At 49.9% G+C, this 16989-nt stretch carries 13 protein-coding genes; 7 read left to right on the top strand and 6 right to left on the bottom strand.

From position 1 onward, the window contains the following. Positions 1 to 232: 232 nt before the first annotated feature. Positions 233 to 1501 carry a mannosyltransferase family protein gene (locus tag EL633_RS07730; RefSeq protein ID WP_161982025.1) on the bottom strand — a complete coding sequence of 423 codons (1269 nt, stop codon included), beginning with the start codon at positions 1499 to 1501 and terminating at the stop codon, positions 233 to 235. A 116-nt stretch (positions 1502 to 1617) separates the two neighbouring features. Between EL633_RS07730 and EL633_RS07725 the strand changes: the two genes are divergently transcribed. Next, a complete protein-coding gene (locus EL633_RS07725; protein WP_126626635.1) occupies positions 1618 to 2073 on the top strand; it encodes an NUDIX domain-containing protein in 456 nt (151 codons plus the stop codon). Positions 2074 to 2252: 179 nt separating this feature from the next. Here EL633_RS07725 and EL633_RS07720 read toward each other — a convergent pair whose 3' ends face one another. Beyond that, positions 2253 to 3029, bottom strand: coding sequence for an enoyl-CoA hydratase-related protein (locus EL633_RS07720; protein WP_126626634.1), 777 nt, complete (start codon positions 3027 to 3029; stop codon positions 2253 to 2255). 204 nt (positions 3030 to 3233) lie between these two features. On the opposite strand from EL633_RS07720, the gene EL633_RS07715 reads away from it, so the two are divergent. Next, the gene (locus EL633_RS07715) at positions 3234 to 4136 is read left to right on the top strand and encodes an ATP-grasp domain-containing protein (protein WP_126626633.1); all 903 of its coding nucleotides are present in this window, start codon (positions 3234 to 3236) and stop codon (positions 4134 to 4136) included. A 316-nt stretch (positions 4137 to 4452) separates the two neighbouring features. On the opposite strand, the gene EL633_RS07710 is transcribed toward EL633_RS07715, so the two are convergent. Then, positions 4453 to 5820: a dipeptidase gene (locus EL633_RS07710; protein ID WP_126626632.1), complete on the bottom strand. Its 1368-nt coding sequence runs from the start codon at positions 5818 to 5820 to the stop codon at positions 4453 to 4455. A 255-nt stretch (positions 5821 to 6075) separates the two neighbouring features. On the opposite strand from EL633_RS07710, the gene mutL reads away from it, so the two are divergent. Both mutL and priA read left to right on the top strand, forming a co-directional pair. Further along, a complete protein-coding gene (gene mutL, locus EL633_RS07705; RefSeq protein ID WP_126626631.1) occupies positions 6076 to 8268 on the top strand; it encodes a DNA mismatch repair endonuclease MutL in 2193 nt (730 codons plus the stop codon). Positions 8269 to 8273: 5 nt separating this feature from the next. Beyond that, positions 8274 to 10895: a replication restart helicase PriA gene (gene priA / locus EL633_RS07700; RefSeq protein WP_126626630.1), complete on the top strand. Its 2622-nt coding sequence runs from the start codon at positions 8274 to 8276 to the stop codon at positions 10893 to 10895. On the opposite strand, the gene EL633_RS07695 is transcribed toward priA, so the two are convergent. After that, positions 10892 to 11845 carry an alpha/beta fold hydrolase gene (locus tag EL633_RS07695; protein WP_161982024.1) on the bottom strand — a complete coding sequence of 318 codons (954 nt, stop codon included), beginning with the start codon at positions 11843 to 11845 and terminating at the stop codon, positions 10892 to 10894. The genes priA and EL633_RS07695 overlap by 4 nt on opposite strands. A gap of 321 nt (positions 11846 to 12166) precedes the next feature. On the opposite strand from EL633_RS07695, the gene EL633_RS07690 reads away from it, so the two are divergent. Continuing rightward, positions 12167 to 12373, top strand: a complete 207-nt coding sequence (locus tag EL633_RS07690) for a type II toxin-antitoxin system HicB family antitoxin (protein ID WP_126626628.1) — start codon at positions 12167 to 12169, stop codon at positions 12371 to 12373. A gap of 264 nt (positions 12374 to 12637) precedes the next feature. On the opposite strand, the gene EL633_RS07685 is transcribed toward EL633_RS07690, so the two are convergent. Then, entirely contained in the window at positions 12638 to 13054 is a 417-nt protein-coding gene (locus EL633_RS07685) for a pyridoxamine 5'-phosphate oxidase family protein (protein ID WP_161982023.1), read from the bottom strand. Between the two features lie 139 nt (positions 13055 to 13193). Here EL633_RS07685 and EL633_RS07680 point away from each other — a divergent pair, with 139 nt between their 5' ends. Then, complete coding sequence (locus EL633_RS07680; protein ID WP_126626626.1) at positions 13194 to 14081, top strand: DMT family transporter; 888 nt, start codon at positions 13194 to 13196, stop codon at positions 14079 to 14081. 56 nt (positions 14082 to 14137) lie between these two features. Here EL633_RS07680 and EL633_RS07675 read toward each other — a convergent pair whose 3' ends face one another. Further along, on the bottom strand, positions 14138 to 14872 hold the full coding sequence (locus tag EL633_RS07675) for a sensor domain-containing protein (protein WP_126626625.1): 735 nt from the start codon (positions 14870 to 14872) through the stop codon (positions 14138 to 14140). 219 nt (positions 14873 to 15091) lie between these two features. On the opposite strand from EL633_RS07675, the gene EL633_RS07670 reads away from it, so the two are divergent. Then, on the top strand, positions 15092 to 16513 hold the full coding sequence (locus EL633_RS07670; protein WP_126626624.1) for a replication-associated recombination protein A: 1422 nt from the start codon (positions 15092 to 15094) through the stop codon (positions 16511 to 16513). Positions 16514 to 16989: the final 476 nt, after the last annotated feature.

Raw genomic sequence — 16989 nt, 5'->3', positions numbered from 1 at the left:
TAGAACAGCGTGCCATGCGTGCATGGCTTTGGTCTGTTGTTGTCAACTTTCTCTTATTCTTTATTTTGTCATAAAGCGTTCATACTTTGCCATTGTTGCGAGCATCACTGTCTTCTTCTTGTCCCTCCCCTTTTTCTACTGTTGATCTTGTATCTCTGCTATTTTTTTAATGCTATGGGTTTATCCATGGAGCGAAACAATGTTGCTCATGATCGGCCGGATCAGTTGTTATTTACATGGCCCAGAGTATTTTAAACAGCTGGAAGACTAGAAATGCTAGCATGGGTGTGGCAAAGAGTAAGTAGGTCTGATGGAGCCATGGATAGCGACCAAGGCGCGCCAGGACGAGTAGACCGGGAATGAAAAGCAATGCCACATATTGGACGGATGGCAATGGATCAAATTGATTCGCCGGCAAGCCTGGTTGATTGGGGAGCAAAATGGCATACAGGATGGCCAGCGTACCAAATACCAGCCACGGCCATTGTCCCGCTGCCAGTCGCTCACGACCTTTCCAACCCATAAACAAAAGGAGGAGCATGCCTGAAAGAATCAGGAGTTCAAAGAGGGCATGGGCTGCTGCATAGGTCAACCAGGAGCCGCTGGTTAGTATGTGCAGGGCTGTAAACAATCCTCCTAAAGAGACGTTATTGTTGGCCTCTTGCGGATGTAAAAAGACCAGTGGATTATGAAAGGGTTTTTGGAGTGCCAGACTGTAAATTATGAGTCCCAGTGGGATGAACAGGGCGGCTACCAGGGGCAACAGCTTGAGTATGCGCTCGCGCTTTTCTGCTAGATTCTCTTGTTTGCGTAGCTCTGGTCCCTGTTGTCGGAAGAACTCACACAGGAAGACAACAAATAATATGCAGCCAAACAGATCAGTTAACGTTGCCAGCGCACCTGCAAGACCCGCCAGCCACCACGAACCCCGACGCAGGAAATACAGGCAAAGCAACGTGAATAAAAGTAACAGAGCACTATTATAGGCCATGAAAAAGAAGAGAGCAGTTGGAAATACTGCCAGGTAGAGTAGCGCACGTCTGGCGGTACCTGCATCAAACTCAGCTTCGACGAGAAGATAGAGAACCATCAGGGCGGCAAAAAAGGCCAGATTTGAAATGAGCATTGCCGCTAGCAGGATATCGATGTGTAGAGGCGCACTAAATGTATGGATGATAACTGGATAAAGTGGGAAAATAGCGGTGTAACTGGGATCAACATAGCCCCGTGTGGCAATGGCCAGCGTGCGTATGGCATCCCAATGATACCAGTTATAGAGTATGCTATTAGCAGTAAAGGCAAATGATGATGCGCCCTGTGCATTGAACAGGATGCCACCAAAATAGGTTAAGACCAGTAACAGCAGGCGTGTTAGCAGAAATGTAGGTAGCGCCGCAAGGGCAGCCTTGCGCCATGGATCGAGCGCGGATCGCCATACTCCTGCCAGGCTGATAGGCTTGCTGGCTTCTGTTTGTTCAGTTGTTATATCTTGTGCTTTCATACGAGGATTAACTCCCAGGCAGATTGCATGCTTTTTAGTATCCATCATGATTGACGGATTGTAAAAGTATACAAGAAATAAATGCTTTTGTCATCTCATGAGTAAAGGAGAGATAAATGAGTGCAGCACATTCTTCCAAACCATTACGGCCTACACATGTGGTTACCTGTTTTCTTGTGCGAGACGATGGTCAATTGCTGATTGTACAGCGTAGCCAGAAGGTTGGTAGCTATCATGAGCACTGGGCAGGTATCAGTGGTTTTGTGGAACCCAATGTCACGCCAGACGAGCAGGCGTTTGTGGAAATTGGCGAGGAGACCAGTCTGCAGCGCGATCAGGTGCGGATGCTAAAGCGTGGAGCTATCGTCGAGCATCTGGATGAAGAGCTCGATCGACATTTTTATGTCCACCCTTTTCTTTTCTCTGTGCTGGCCCCTGAGGATATTAAGACCGATTGGGAGGCTGTAGCTATGCGCTGGATTAATCCAGATGAGCTGACAAACTACGAAACAGTACCCAAACTTCAGGAAGCTTATCATTCAGCAATCCACGGCGAAAACGTTGGCCAGTAGCCTGTCAGACATCATTTGCTGGCAAAGCTGCGATGCATATGAAGGCCCACCCTTTGAGTGAAAAGCGGGGATGCAAGGGGCAGCAAGCCCCTTGACTGGGGGTTCGGGGGCTGTGCCCCCGGAATCTCCTCCTCCCTCTCCGCCCGCTACGCGGGCGGTATGGGCCTTGACTGGCAAAGCTACTTGCCCTGAAAGTTGGCTTTACGTTTCTCGATAAAGGCCTGCATTCCCTCACGCATATCTTTGGTTGAGAAGAGCAAAAAGAAGTTTTTACGCTCAATCTCTAAACCATCTTGCAGGGAAGTATCAAAGGCGGCCAGCACCGCTTCTTTCGCCAGCCGGGCCGCTATAGGAGCCTGACTGGCGATTTTATCGGCCAGCTTGAGCGTCTCATTGAGCAGTTCAGCCTGTGGGACCACATGATTTACCAGTCCCAGCCCCTCTAACTCTTTGGCGCTAACCGTCGAGCCAGTCAAAACCATCTCCATCGTACGATACTTACCCAGGGTACGTGCCAGACGCTGTGTACCACCCGCACCGGGAATTACGCCCAGCTGTATCTCTGGCTGTCCAAAGCGTGCATTATCAGAAGCCATGATGATGTCGCAATGCAGCGCCAGTTCGCAGCCACCACCCAGGGCATAGCCATTGACGGCCGCGATCGTCGGTGTATGAATCCTGCGGATCCGTTCCCAGGACTCGAAGCCGCCAATCATCATTTCGATCGGTGTTTTGTCGGCCATCTCCTTAATATCTGCACCTGCAGCGAAGGCTTTCTCACCGGCACCGGTGAGCACAATACAGCCAATCGCCTCATCGCGATCTAATTCCTCCAGCGCAGTGGCCAGCTCGGCGACCAGTTGAAAGTTCAGGGCATTTAATTCTCTGGGACGATTCAACGTAACAATGGCGACGCGCTGCTTGCGTTCAATGAGGATAGAGGTGTACTCTGCCATACTTTTAATCTCCTTAAGGTCACAAGGTTACGGAAATCAAGCACTATCTGTTGATAGCTTTTGTTTATTCGTAGTATATCACCCTGATAGTGGTGGAGGGGCTTTACAACGGCCGGGCGTTATTTGATAATAATCAAGGAAGTCCGCTTGCTGAGAATATATGTGCTGCTGCTTGCTTAATAAAAAAGAATGAGGGATGTCCAGATGCGTATGATCTTTTGTGCTGATCCATTGAATAAGCGTCAACCCGAAGCTATGTATGCAACGGAAGTGGCGGCGGTAGAGCAATTGGAGATTCCTACCTCACTGCTGGATTTTGAGGCGCTGGTTGAGCAGTACGATGATCAACGTGCTATCCGTAGGATCCAGGCGGCCGAGCAACCTGAAGTAGCGATTTACCGGGGCTGGATGCTCAAACCAGATAATTATATACAATTATATGCCGCCCTGGCCGAAAAAAATCTCTTCTTGATTAATATGCCTCAGGCCTATATCCACTGCCATCATTTGCCTGCATCCTATCACCTGATCCAGGAGGTAACGCCTCAGACCGTCTGGACGCCTGTATATGGAGAGCCAGACCTGGATGAGATAATGGAGCTGTTACAACCCTTCGGGGATAGCCCAGTGGTGCTAAAAGATTATGTGAAGTCCCGCAAACATGAATGGTTTGAAGCCTGTTATATTCCTTCGGCGGCGGATCGCTCAGAAGTGGAACGCGTAGTAAACCGTTTTATCGAGTTGCAGGGTGATGATCTGAATGAAGGACTCGTTTTTCGTGCATACCAGCAGTTTGAGCCGCTGGGTAGCCACGCCAAAAGTAGCATGCCATTAACAAGGGAATATCGTCTCTTCTTCTGTGATGGAAAGCATCTCCAGACTATTCCCTATTGGGAGCAGGAAGGATATGGACAGGAGATGCCCCCATTGGATCTTCTGCTGCCGGTGGCGCGCCGTATCCAGAGCCGCTTTTTTACGATGGATGTCGCCAGGCAGGACAATGGCGCCTGGAGTATTATCGAACTTGGTGATGGACAAGTGGCAGGTCTCCCCGAGCGTACTGATGTCCCTGCGTTTTATCAGGCATTGATACAGACAGCCCGCTAACTCGTTATTTAAAGCCGTATGCACATCTCGCGCATTAAGCATTGGTCAGCGAATAATACAACGTAGCGGCAGGTCTTGCACCTGCAACCTGTTCACGTCCGAACATGTACAAACAGCGCGCAGCACGCGCCTGGATAGGTTCGCTTCAACACGAATACGTGTTTAGGGAACATTACATACGTGAACAGGTTGCAGGTGCAAGACCTGCCGTTACTCGTTGCTATCTTATTATGGATCACATATTGCTCTGCTGTTGCCACACCACACACAAAAAATCTGGTTGATGCCGCAGGCATCAACCAGATTTGGATAGTTACTATTGAGCCATTTTTTGGAGCAGGCTGGCAACGGTACGTACGCCGTTGAAGAATTGCTGTAGCGAGTATTTTTCATTGGGTGCATGCAGATTATCATCCGGCAGACCAAAGCCCATGAGCAGGACCGGCACATGTAATACTTCATCAAAGAGGGCCGCAATTGGAATAGAGCCGCCTTCACGTAAGAATACAGGCTTTGTGCCATAGACCCCATTGAGTGCCTCTGACGCTGCTTGCATGACCTGTGATTCAGGTGAAACTATCACACCCTCTCCACCATGCAGGTTGACGACTTCAACCCTGACATCGGGTGGTGCTGCATCTTTGACTGCTTGCTCAAAAAGCGTAAAGATTTCTTTGGATTGCAGGTTGGGTGGTAGGCGCAAACTAATCTTTGCTTTGGCAACCGCTGGAATAACCGTCTTGGCTCCCTCACCGGTAAAGCCTCCAACAATACCATGCACCTCAAGGGTAGGACGTGCACTTGCTCGCTCGATTGGTGGATATTCTAACTCACCTGAGAGCTGGCTGACCCCCATCTCCTTCAGAAACGAGTCATTCATGTGCAGCGGGTCCTGGCGCCAGAACTCTTTTTCCTCATGGCTGGGTTTATGCAGCTTATCATAGAGGCCAGGAATATGTATATGTCCATCGGCATCTTTCAGGCGGCTGATAATGATCGCCAGGGCATGCAATGGATTAGGTGCCACACCGCCATAAGTGCCTGAGTGTAGGTCCCGTTTAGCACCATGCACGACTACCTCGGTGTAGATGATGCCACGCAATCCTGTGATCAGGGCCGGCGTCTCAGGGGAAGGCATATGGGTATCACAGATAAACGCGGCATCGCAGCCCAGACGCTCTGGATATGCTTTGATATATGCCTCGATCGACTCTCCACCGGCCTCTTCTTCACCTTCAATCAGGATCTTCACATTGATTGGGAGGGTACCATTAACCTGGAATAAGGTTTCCAGCGCTTTCAGGACGAGCATTACCTGCCCTTTATCGTCGCAGGCTCCACGGCTATAGATATTGCCATTGCGAATCGTTGGATCAAATGGGGCGCTCTCCCATAGTTCAATCGGATCAACTGGTTGCACATCATAGTGACCATAGATCAACAGTGTTGGCTTACCAGGCGCCTCCAACCATTCTCCATAGACAAGAGGATGTCCCTGGGTTTCGATCAGCCCGGCATGGCTGATGCCCAGATCTTTTAACTGTCCGACTGCATACTCGGCGGCGTGCAATACATCTCCTTTATGCTCGGGTGATGTACTGATACTGGGGATACGCAGCCAGCCTTTCAGATCTTCTAAAAACTGGTCCTGATGCTCAGTAATATAAGTTTCTATCTGGCTCATAAACTACTCCTTCAAATCTACTCTATTGTGGGTTATCGTAACAGGGCAGGAAAGGATTGTCCAGAGTCAGCCCTCTATACAGCGTGTTTGCTTCGTTGATTGTTGTGAGGATTCGGGGAGGAATGCAAAAGTCCCGTTGGTCAGATAGTAATGGTCCGGGGCTGTCCTGCCTGTGTTATAATGCCATATGAACACTCGTTCTTATCCAACTTTGTAGAGAAACATGATCCGCCTGATTTGTAGAGTGGAGTAGATATGCCCATACAACAACTCGCACCTGATGTTGCTGCCAAAATTGCTGCGGGCGAAGTGGTGGAGCGGCCGGCCTCCGTTGTTAAAGAATTGATCGAAAATAGCATTGATGCTGGCGCTACACAGATCCGTGTCGATTTGACTCATGGCGGCTTACAACTGATTCGCATTACTGACAATGGTAGTGGTATCCCCGCTGACGAGCTTCCTCTTGCTCTGACCCGCCACGCTACCAGCAAAGTATCCAATATAGATGACTTAGAGCACATTATCTCGCTGGGTTTTCGTGGTGAGGCGCTGGCCAGTATCGCGGCTGTGGCCGAGGTATCACTGGTGAGCCGTCCACGTGGGACCGAGCAGGGCTCACAGATAAACGCGCAAAATGGCATTCTTTCGGCTGTAACTGCTGCGGCCTCTCCAGAAGGAACAATGATTACGGTGCGCAATTTGTTTAGTGCCGTACCGGCTCGCCTCAAATTTATTAAGAGCCGCAACACTGAGGTAAGCCACTGCCATCATCTTTTAGAGCAATACGCTCTGGCCTATCCAGAGATTCGTTTCAACGTCTTTAGCGAAGGACGACAGATCTTCTCAACTCCCGGCGATGGTCAGCTTTCCAGTGTACTGATAGAAGTGTATGGCCTGCAGATCGCGGAACAGATGGTACCAGTGCAGGGAGAAGAGAAGCCAGATGATCCTACGCATCCTGTTGTGACAGGCTATACGAGCCGACCTACCGCATATAAAAGTAATCGTCAACATATCTCATTTTTTGTAAATCGGCGCTGGGTCTTGAGTCGTATGCTGACATCCGCTGTCGAAGGGGCCTATCATTCGTTATTGCTCACGGGCCGCCATCCGATTGCGGTGATTAATATTCAGATTGATCCTGGTATGCTGGATGTGAATGTGCATCCAGCCAAAACAGAGATCCGCTTCTTGAAGGAGCGGCGTGTCTACGCGAATATTCTGCGTGGGGTGCGTGCTGCTCTGCTGGAAGAGCCGGAAATGCCCCAATGGGATCCCAAACAGGAGGGCAGTGCGCCAGTGCGTTCTTTTGCCGCCCGTACCCAAAAGCAAGAACAGGAAGCGGTAGAGTCGCTGGGTGATCTTGATGTTGATGAGGAGACGGGTGAAGTCTACCAAAAAGGTGGTGGTCAGCAGCCAGCCCCCGGTATCGCCGCGACCACCGGACGTGCGCTTCCTGCCGATAATCCCTGGCTCACAGTGACCGAAGAGGAGACAGGTACTCGGCCCCCATTATTGGGACGCCTCTGGCAAAGTCATGTACAGGCTCCCGAGGTGTCTCGTCGCTCCAATTCAGGCGCGCTGGAAACCCGGCCAGAGCGGCAGGAAGCTCCCATTGAGGAACAGCCAGCGGCCAGCGTCGCGCTTGAAGCCGAACGCACTGAAGTCGCAGCTCCACACGAGACGATGTCTCCGATCGAGCAGCTCTGGTCCCAACGCAATACCGCCCGTAAAGAGGCTCCACCAGCAGCGGTTCCGGCCACTCCGACGCCGGTTGTTCAGCCCCAACAGGTAGCGATGTTGCCTCCAGACGAGGCTATGCTTGAGCAAGGGATCAATGTTGTCGATCCTCAACTGGCACGCCATTTTCCCAGGTTGCGTGTAGTGGGACAGGTTGCACAGAGCTACATCGTCACCGAGGGTGAGGGGGGCATGTATCTGATTGATCAGCATGCGGCCCATGAGCGTATTCTGCTGGAACGTATGGTATCCTCACTGAAGACGCGCACACCAATCTCGCAACTTCTGTTGACGCCAATGCAGCTTGAACTGGCTCCCAATGAGCTGGAAGCTATTGAAGAACATCAGCAACAACTGGAAGAGATTGGCTTTAAGCTAGCGAGCGACAGCGGTGATGGTACGCTAGAGGTGCGCGCCGTGCCCGGTGTGCTGGTCAAGCAAATGAATGCGCGCTCGCTACACGAATTATTAATCGAAGTGACCTCGGCCGAAAGTCTAGGGGATACTGAGACCTGGGAAGAGCGGGCCCTGGCCAATGTTGCCTGTAAGGCCGCGATTAAAGCGAATTACTTTTTGACTGTCAGTGAAATGCGGGAAATGTTAGAGCAACTGGAACAGACAAAAGCGCCTTTCAGCTGCTGCCATGGACGTCCAACCATGGTGCATTTTGGTTTGACCGCTCTGGCTCGTGCGTTTGAGAGGCGTTAAGACCTATGCTTGCTGATGTTTTGACATCGGCCGCCAGCTGGTTAGGTGAGCGTTCCTTGCTCACCTATGTTGTACCTGATGAGCTGGTGGCCGAATTGCGTGTGGGTCAGCTGGTAGCTGTCCACTACGGCGAACGGCTCGTCGAAGGTATCGTGTGGACGACCAGCCAGGACGAGTGGGTTGAGCTGGAACAGGGACAGGAGTTACGTCCGATCCACACTATTCTGGATGCCGAGCCAGCTTTGCAGGGCTATCAGATGGCCCTGGCACAATGGATTGCAGACTACTATGTGACGCCTCTGGCCTATGTGGCACAGATGATGCTACCACCAGGACTGATGCAACGCTCGCGCGCAGTCTTGCGTCTGGCATCTAAGGATGAGCAGCAGCTTGAGGCGGCCATGGAAGGTGGTTCGCTGCAGTTGCGAGCCCTGATGGGGCTCTTGCTGGCCGAAGGAACCATCGATATTGAGCGCCTGAAAGAACTGCTTGGTCCTAAACGTGCTAAAGCGGTGCTTAAAGAAGCCCGTGAACTGGATATCTTTTCACAGGATTCACAGCTGGATGCGCCACGTGCTAAAGCTCGCATCAAACGTGTGGTGAAACTGATCGCCCGTGGTGAGGCCCTGGAAGATTGGCGTAAGCGTACCGAGTTGATCGCGCAACATAATGCTTTACCCGTACCTGTGCCAGTTATTCCTGATCATGTCATGCAGCCCAAACGTGGTGGCAAAAAAAGCCAGAAGACGATTGAGAATCCCTGGGCTATTCCTGAAGCGGTCAGCGCAACCGCCACACTAACGTTAAGCAAAACGGATAAAGAGAGTTTGTGGGCACAACATCAACTGGCCGCTGTAGACCTGCTGCTGCAGAATACTGATCCCAATGCCTACTGGTCGCCGAATGCGCTATGTAAGGCCAGTGGGATGTCACAGGCACAGTTACAGCAGCTCTTGCGTGAACACATTCTAGAGATCACGGATGCCGAACTCCGTCGCGATCCATTACTGGGACGCACAACGCTGGCCACAACCCCGTTGTCCCTGACGCCTGATCAGCAGCATGCCGTGGATTGTATTGTTGGTGATGAATATGATCTGCGCCCCATCTTGCTCCATGGTGTTACCGGTAGCGGTAAGACTGAGGTGTACCTGCAATCTCTGGCTTCGATCATTGCTCAGGGTAAGCAGGGGATTATTCTGGTGCCTGAGATTGCGCTGACGACGCAGGCCGTCTTACGCGTGGCGGGCCGTTTTCCGGATCGTGTGGCGATCATCCATAGCGAATTAAGCATGGGTGAGCGCTATGATGAATGGCGGCGTATTCGCTCGGGACAGGTCGATGTCGTGATTGGCTCACGCTCCGCTCTTTTTGCTCCTTTGCCTGACCTGGGTTTAATTATTATCGATGAAGAGCATGAACCTGCCTATAAACAGTCTGAACGCCGACCATCGTACCACGCCCGTGATGTGGCGCTGATGCTGGGCAATATTTTGAATATACCAGTCGTGATGGGTAGTGCCACGCCAGCGGTCGAGTCATTTTATTTTGCTGAACAGGAACACTATCGCTTGGTGGAACTACCTGGCCGTATCAATGCCACATTGCCACCAGTTGAAGTCATCGACCTGCGCAGCGAGCTACATGCGGGCAATACCAGTATTATCAGTCGACGGCTGAAAGAAGAGCTTACCAAGGTGCTAGAAAACAAGCAGCAGGCCATCCTCTTTTTGAATCGTCGTGGTGCCGCCAGTTGTGTGCTTTGCCGGGATTGTGGCTATACCGTGATGTGTGAGCATTGTGATATTCCCATGACCTATCACTCGACCGAGCGTATTTTGCTGTGTCACTATTGTGGTTTACAGAGTAAAGTACTGCAATTCTGTCCTCAGTGCAAAAGTTCAGGTATTCGCTATTTTGGCCTGGGCACCGAGAAGATTCAGGAGACTATCGAGCGACTCTTTCCAGAGGCGCGTATTTTACGTTGGGATCGAGATACGGCTCGCAATCGGCGCGCCCATGAACAGTTGCTGGACCGTTTTGCCAGTCGTCAGGCCGATATCCTGATTGGCACACAGATGATCGCTAAAGGATTGGATCTTCCAGGTGTGACGTTGGTGGGAGTGGTCTCGGCCGATATTGCGCTTGGTTTGCCCGACTATTCTACGACTGAGCGGGCGTTTACCTTGTTAACACAGGTCGCGGGCCGTGCAGGCCGTGGTCCTGAAGCAGGACAGGTCATTGTCCAGACCTTTAATCCGCAGCATTTTTGTGTCGAAACCTCGTCACACCATGATTATCATGGCTTTTATGGCGTTGAGATCGCTTCGCGCTATCGCTATCAGTATCCACCGTTCCGCCGCTTTGTGAAATTTACCTATAGTCATGAGAATCGTCAACGTTCGCAGAATGAAGCACTGCTACTTTATGAACGCTTACAGCAGTGGATCAAGCGTTTAGGGCTGGTCGATACTGATATTGTGGGTCCAGCACCCGCCTTGATGGAGCGTGTGCGTGGTAAATATCACTGGCAGATGATTGTGCGCGGCCCCGACCTGCATCGTTTGTTACGTGTTATCGAAGCGCCCGACTGGCAGATCGACATTGATCCCGTCAGTACACTTTAGCTTATCTTCTTGATCACGTTGGTCTGCTGCGTTTGTGTCATATGCTGCTGGAGAAAGGTTTCTAACGCAGGCATAATGATATTGGCGTGGGTATAGAATGCCATGTGGCTGCCATGAGGAATGGCCAGAAGTTGAGAATGTGGGACCTGACTGGCTAGCAACTCGGCGTCGGCGAAAAGCACCTCATCATCACTGGTACCATGGACAATAAGAGTGGGGGCCTGAATGTCTGCCAGGGGATAGCGCGTGATTTTTTCAAATTGCTGCATATCATTATCGTAGCCGCGTTTACGTCGTGGATACAGCAGTGTGGTCCGTACAAGATCCGCTGCTACCGCACCGGCAGGCTGAAGTCTGGCCAGGGGTAACATGAAGTAGATGAAGGGATCAAAGGCCAGAATTTTGTTATACAGATAGCGGAAGATGCGCTTGGGTTTGGAGTATTGCTGCCAGATTTCCTGTTCAGAATAGTGTTGTGCCACCCCACTAATCATAATCAAACTGCTACAACGCTGTGGATGACGCAACGAAAACTGGATCGCTGAAGGGCCGCCACCAGAGATACCCACCACGCTGGCCTGCTCGATCTCAAGTGAATCTAGTAGCGCCGCATAAAGATCCGCCTGCCCCTCAGGCGTAGGTGCAATCTCAAGAGGTGTACGCAGATAGCCGGGGCGCGAAACGGCAAGATAAGTGAAGTTGGCATTACCAAACAACCTGGCGAAAGCCTGTCCCATGTCATAGCCACCAGGAGATCCATGGGCGATAAGCACGACTGGTCCGGTACCGCTCAAGCTATACTCAACCGGTCCTAAGGCTGTCATAATCATATCACTATCGGTTGTGAGCCGTAGCGACTCCTTACGTCGCCAGCTTTGATACGTCGTGGTGAAACAGACAAAACTGGTCGCCAGTGCCGCTCCAGCCAGAGTCCAGCGTTTTCCCCGCATAAATTTATCCTTTTTATCATTGCATTGAAACATATCGTTATCTTTAACATTACACGAAAAAGCTCAAGATTTTGTATGCTTTTCCTAAAAAATTTCAGAAAAATCTTCCATCCAGGCAAGTCGTCAAGCAAAAAAGCGGATAGCCCCGCAAAATTTTCCAATATGGAGACGCTAACGCGGCATTATACAGATAGATGTCGTCTGTAATAGCTTATGGTATGATAGATTATTGGTCACCCTTTCTGGACATGATGGAGAAGATGCTAAGCCGTATCAAATAAAGAAGGTACGCAACGCATTAGCTCAATTAGGAGAATAGCTATGAGCCCCATTCACTATTCTGTTATTATCCAATGGAGTAATGTAGATCAAGCCTTTATTGCCGAAGTTCCCGAGCTTCCAGGATGTTCTACACATGGCGATACTTATGAGGAAGCTATCAAGAACGCTCAAGAAGTTATCGAGTTATGGCTAGAGAATGCCATGGCTCTGGGTAAAAATATCCCTCCACCGCGGGTTGCTGCATAAAATAAAGGCGCGTAGCGGTATTTGAAGTGGATTACTACGCACCTTTGCTCAGAGTGTGTCTTACTCCCATGAAATCTATGGATTGCTAAGCGTTTTTCACGCCTGTGGCGCTCCAACGGTTTTACGTGTGCTGTCAAAAATTGTTCTCCGAACAATTTTTGACAGCACACGTAAAAGAAGCATGGGCCCTTTAGGGCCCGAGTGCGGCTGGCTGTATGCATCCCCAAGAGAGTGGGAGTACGACACGTTCTCAATTTATACTACTTACCAGCTTAAGAATTTTGTGGGTTTAATGGTGATGACCTGTGAATAATCTTTACTCATGGTCTCAATGTTCCAACCCATGCCTTGTAATTTTGGCGCATACTTGGTGGCATAGTCCTGGATGGTTTTTTCGTCCAGCGGGCTATCAACAAGCTGTGCATCCCCTTCAATGACAATGATGTCTTCTCCATCATTGACGGTCTCCAGGGCCAGGCTTACGTGTGCGTTATGCTGAATGTTACGAATCTTCTGATTGCCAGGCTGGCTCAAAATAATAATCTGACTACCATCCCACAGGAACCAGACTGGAACAAGGTGTGGGCGGCCATTGCTTTTGACGCTCCCGAGCCAGATGATTAATTCCTGGCGTAAGCGCTGATCAATATGCGTATCTTTTGTTTGTGTGAGATCCAACATGCTAGAAGGCTCCATTTCTTTGCGATGACTAAGACTGATTACAGGTATCCTCTGTCGATAAAAACAGTTGGATGAGTTGCGATATTCCAATTGAGGGCTTTATTTTTAAACCTCATATATTGATGATAGAATATCTTGTATGGGAATTTTTTATGGGCTTATCGCGGCTGTCTTCTGGGGCCTGGGTGATTTTCTGGCGCGCTATGCGACCCACCGTATCGGCACGTATCGGACACTTTGCTACTTACAATGCGTGGGTATCGTTGGCTTGACGATCTATTTGCTTATTACCGGTGAGCTACAGCATGTCTTTGCGCATGCTTCATGGCAACCGTGGATCTGGGCGCTTGTGGCAACATTGCTTAATATCGTGAGTTCGCTGGCGCTCTACCGGGCTTTTGAGGTTGGCACCATCTCGCTGGTCTCGCCGATCGCTGCCAGTTACGCGGTCGTCACCGTTGTGCTGGCTTTTTTAAGCGGAGAAGTCTTAACCGCACTACAAAATATAGCTGTTGTCCTTGTATTACTGGGTGTAATTTTCTGTTCAACGTCTGCTACCGATCCGGCTCGGACGTGGCGTTCCTTTTTTGTACTACCCCGGCGTGGCGCTTCCAAACAGGGTATCATCCTGGCTCTGCTGGCCTCGCTTGGATATGGACTGACTTTCTGGGTGCTAGGATTTTTTGTGACTCCTGGACTGGGTGGTATTACCCCGGTCTGGTTTATTCGTGTGTTGACGCCATGTGTGCTTCTGGTGTGTTCTCCGTTTGTGAAGCTACCTTTGACCTTTCCCCGTGGTAGTGTCTGGTGGCTGCTACTGGGTGTTGGCTTTTTTGATACCATGGCCTATCTCGCTTATACCAGCGGTATGCAGCCGGGACAAATATCTCTGGTCACTATGTTATCCTCCCTCTATAGCGCGGTGACAGTCTTGCTGGCCTGGATCTTCTTGCGTGAACGTCTGTTGCGTACACAATGGCTGGGTATTCTCGTAATCTTTGTTGGTATTGTTCTGGTTAACCTTTAAAACGGACACATGCTCTCACGCCAATTCTTACTGGCATGAGAGCATGTGTTGTTTTGTTAGTGCTGGGAATGATAATAATCATCTTTTGGTGTGGCGTCGATTTGACTGGGACAAAGCATGGCGCGTGTCATCAGGCCACACATTTGGGCCAGACCATTCAGTACGGCGCGACTTCCCCACCAGAGTAAAATTCCAATTGGTACGGCGATAAAGCTGCGGGCAAACATAATGGGATCGAAGATGCCATTATATGTTTCTGCAAACAGCAGGTAGCTATGTGTACTGTAGCCAGCTGCATGGATGAAGCCATCAATATATGTATTGAGCAGGTAGACCAGGGGCGAGAGGGTTAATGCCAGGGAGACTATTGGTAAGGTTACCACCAGCACGAACGAGAGGATGCCCAGGGGAAACTTTAGCAGTATATAAATGATGCTTTTCCAGGTAACCGAATCACGTAAGCAGGCGCGTAACCAGCGTAGTAGGCGGCCTTTACCTTCGGTCTCCCGGTTAGGCTGGATATAGGGCATAGGAATATTGAGTAGATGAGCAGCCATGTCGCGCTCAAACATGGCAACCCCACGCAGACCAATCATCGTCAATAAGAGGATTGGCAGGCCGACCCAGATAATGATGGTTCCTACTCCCACTGACAGGCCAACCACCATCAATACAAAGTAAATGATGCCTAACGGGAACGATAAGAGCAGGTAGAGCATATTGCTGAGTGTCTGTCGGGTCATATTCTTCTGCTGATAACCTTCTTGCTGCTGCATGGTGAATGCCGCCATTTCTTCTCTCCTCTATGCTATTGAATGCGATGTATGATTACTTTTGATAGACAGTTCTTTGTGACATCCAAAGCATAGCTTTCAGCCATCACAACAATATGCCAAAAGTGTTACGGTTTTGTGTCATTTCAAATTGGCTATCTTGCCAGAAAGCCCGAAAGATGTGATACTTTGTAGAGCGGAATGTTCATCTATTACTATGTATGAAAAGCGAAAAATATGGTATTTCAAGGATCTCTTTTTGGCTCTAATGATGCTGAGTCAAATAATAAGAAAAACAAGGCCGCCACCCAGGCGAGTGCACCTGGAGAACCATTGGCCGCGCGCATGCGTCCTCAGACACTGGATGAGATTGTTGGGCAGGAGCATATTCTGGGACCCGGTAAATTGTTGCGGCGTCTGATTGAGAATGATAAGGTCTCCTCTATGATCCTGTGGGGACCTCCTGGTAGCGGTAAAACCACATTGGCCGAGGTGATTGCCCAGTTGACGCATGCCCATTTTTTTCGTCTGAATGCCGTCTCGGCTGGTGTGGCTGATCTACGTAAAATCGCGGAAGAAGCTAAAAAGTATCGCTTTTCAGGCCAGCGAACCATTCTATTTGTGGACGAGATCCATCGCTTCAATAAATCCCAGCAAGATGCCATTCTGCCGCACGTTGAGCGCGGCGTGGTCATCCTGATCGGCGCGACCACCGAGAATCCTAGCTTTGAAGTCAATTCTGCCCTGCTATCCCGTTCCCGTGTTTTTGTGTTGCATGCTTTAAACGAGGACCAGTTGATTAGCCTGCTACAGCGTGCATTGCAGGATAGTGAGCGCGGGTTAGGTCGCTGGCGTGTCACAGTTGATGAGACCGTCCTGCGCCAGATCGCTATCTTCGCGAACGGTGACGCCCGTACCGCCTTAAATGTGCTGGAACTGGCTGTACTGGGTAGTGGTGATCCTGAGGATACTGGCGAGCCGGTTGAGATTACCACTGAGATGATCGAAGACGCCATGCAACACCGCGCCCTGCAATACGATAAAGGTGGAGATCAACATTATGATATGATCTCAGCCTTGCACAAAGCCGTCCGTGGCTCTGATCCCGATGGCAGTCTGTACTGGTTAATACGCATGCTAGAAGCGGGCGAAGATCCCCTCTACCTGGCACGTCGCATTGTGCGTATGGCGGCCGAGGATATTGGTCTGGCTGATCCGCAAGCCCTATCTATCTGTATCGCGGCCCAGCAAGGAGTCCATTTTGTTGGTATGCCTGAAGCCGGCGTAATTCTGGCCGAAGCCATCGTCTATCTGGCCACGGCCCCCAAGAGTAACGCCGTCTATAACGCCTACAACCAGATACGCGCAGAGATCACCAGTGGCCAGATAGATCCAGTACCGCTATGGATCCGCAACGCGCCCACCGACTTAATGAAAAAGCTCGGCTACGGTAAAGAGTATAAATACGCCCACGACTACTACAAAGACATGCAAATCGACGATCCCGACCGACCACCTACCGGCAAAGTACAAGAATATCTTCCCGAACGTCTCGTCGGCAAACGCTTCTACGAACCCGGCAACCAGGGCAAAGAAGCCAGCATCCGCACCTGGCTCCAAAAAAGAAACCAATCCGAACCCCCCGATGATAAATCATAACTCCGTTAACAAATTGCAGCATAAACCTATTTGTTAGTAAATTGCAGCGCAATCCTATTGTTAGTAAATTGCAGCACAATTCTATTGTTAGTAAATTGCAGCACAATTCTATTGTTAGTAAATTGCAGCACAATCCTATTTGTTAGTATGTGGGTGTAAATGCCGCGCCCAGCGCGGCATTTACACCCACATACTAACAAATAGGTGCACTTTAGTGCCCGAGTGCTGAAACAAAAGCGCCGCAGCTTATTCAATGAATAATAATAATATTTCATTGAATAAGCTGCGGCGCTTTTGTCTATACCAGATAATAGATAGCGACAAAAATGCTCTTTTATCATAGAGTATTTGACAAGAGAGAAAAAGATTATTCACTTTTTATTCACATAAGGCTCGTTTGACAATTATTCATTGACTTTCATACATGCTTTGAGTAAAATTTCATTAAACTACCATGTGAATAACACAGTACCATT

It is taken from the genome of Dictyobacter alpinus (assembly GCF_003967575.1).
In the GTDB taxonomy this organism is placed as follows: Bacteria; Chloroflexota; Ktedonobacteria; order Ktedonobacterales; family Ktedonobacteraceae; genus Dictyobacter; species Dictyobacter alpinus.
Note: the sequence above shows the minus strand (reverse complement) of the source record. Positions and strands in the feature narration are given on the sequence as shown.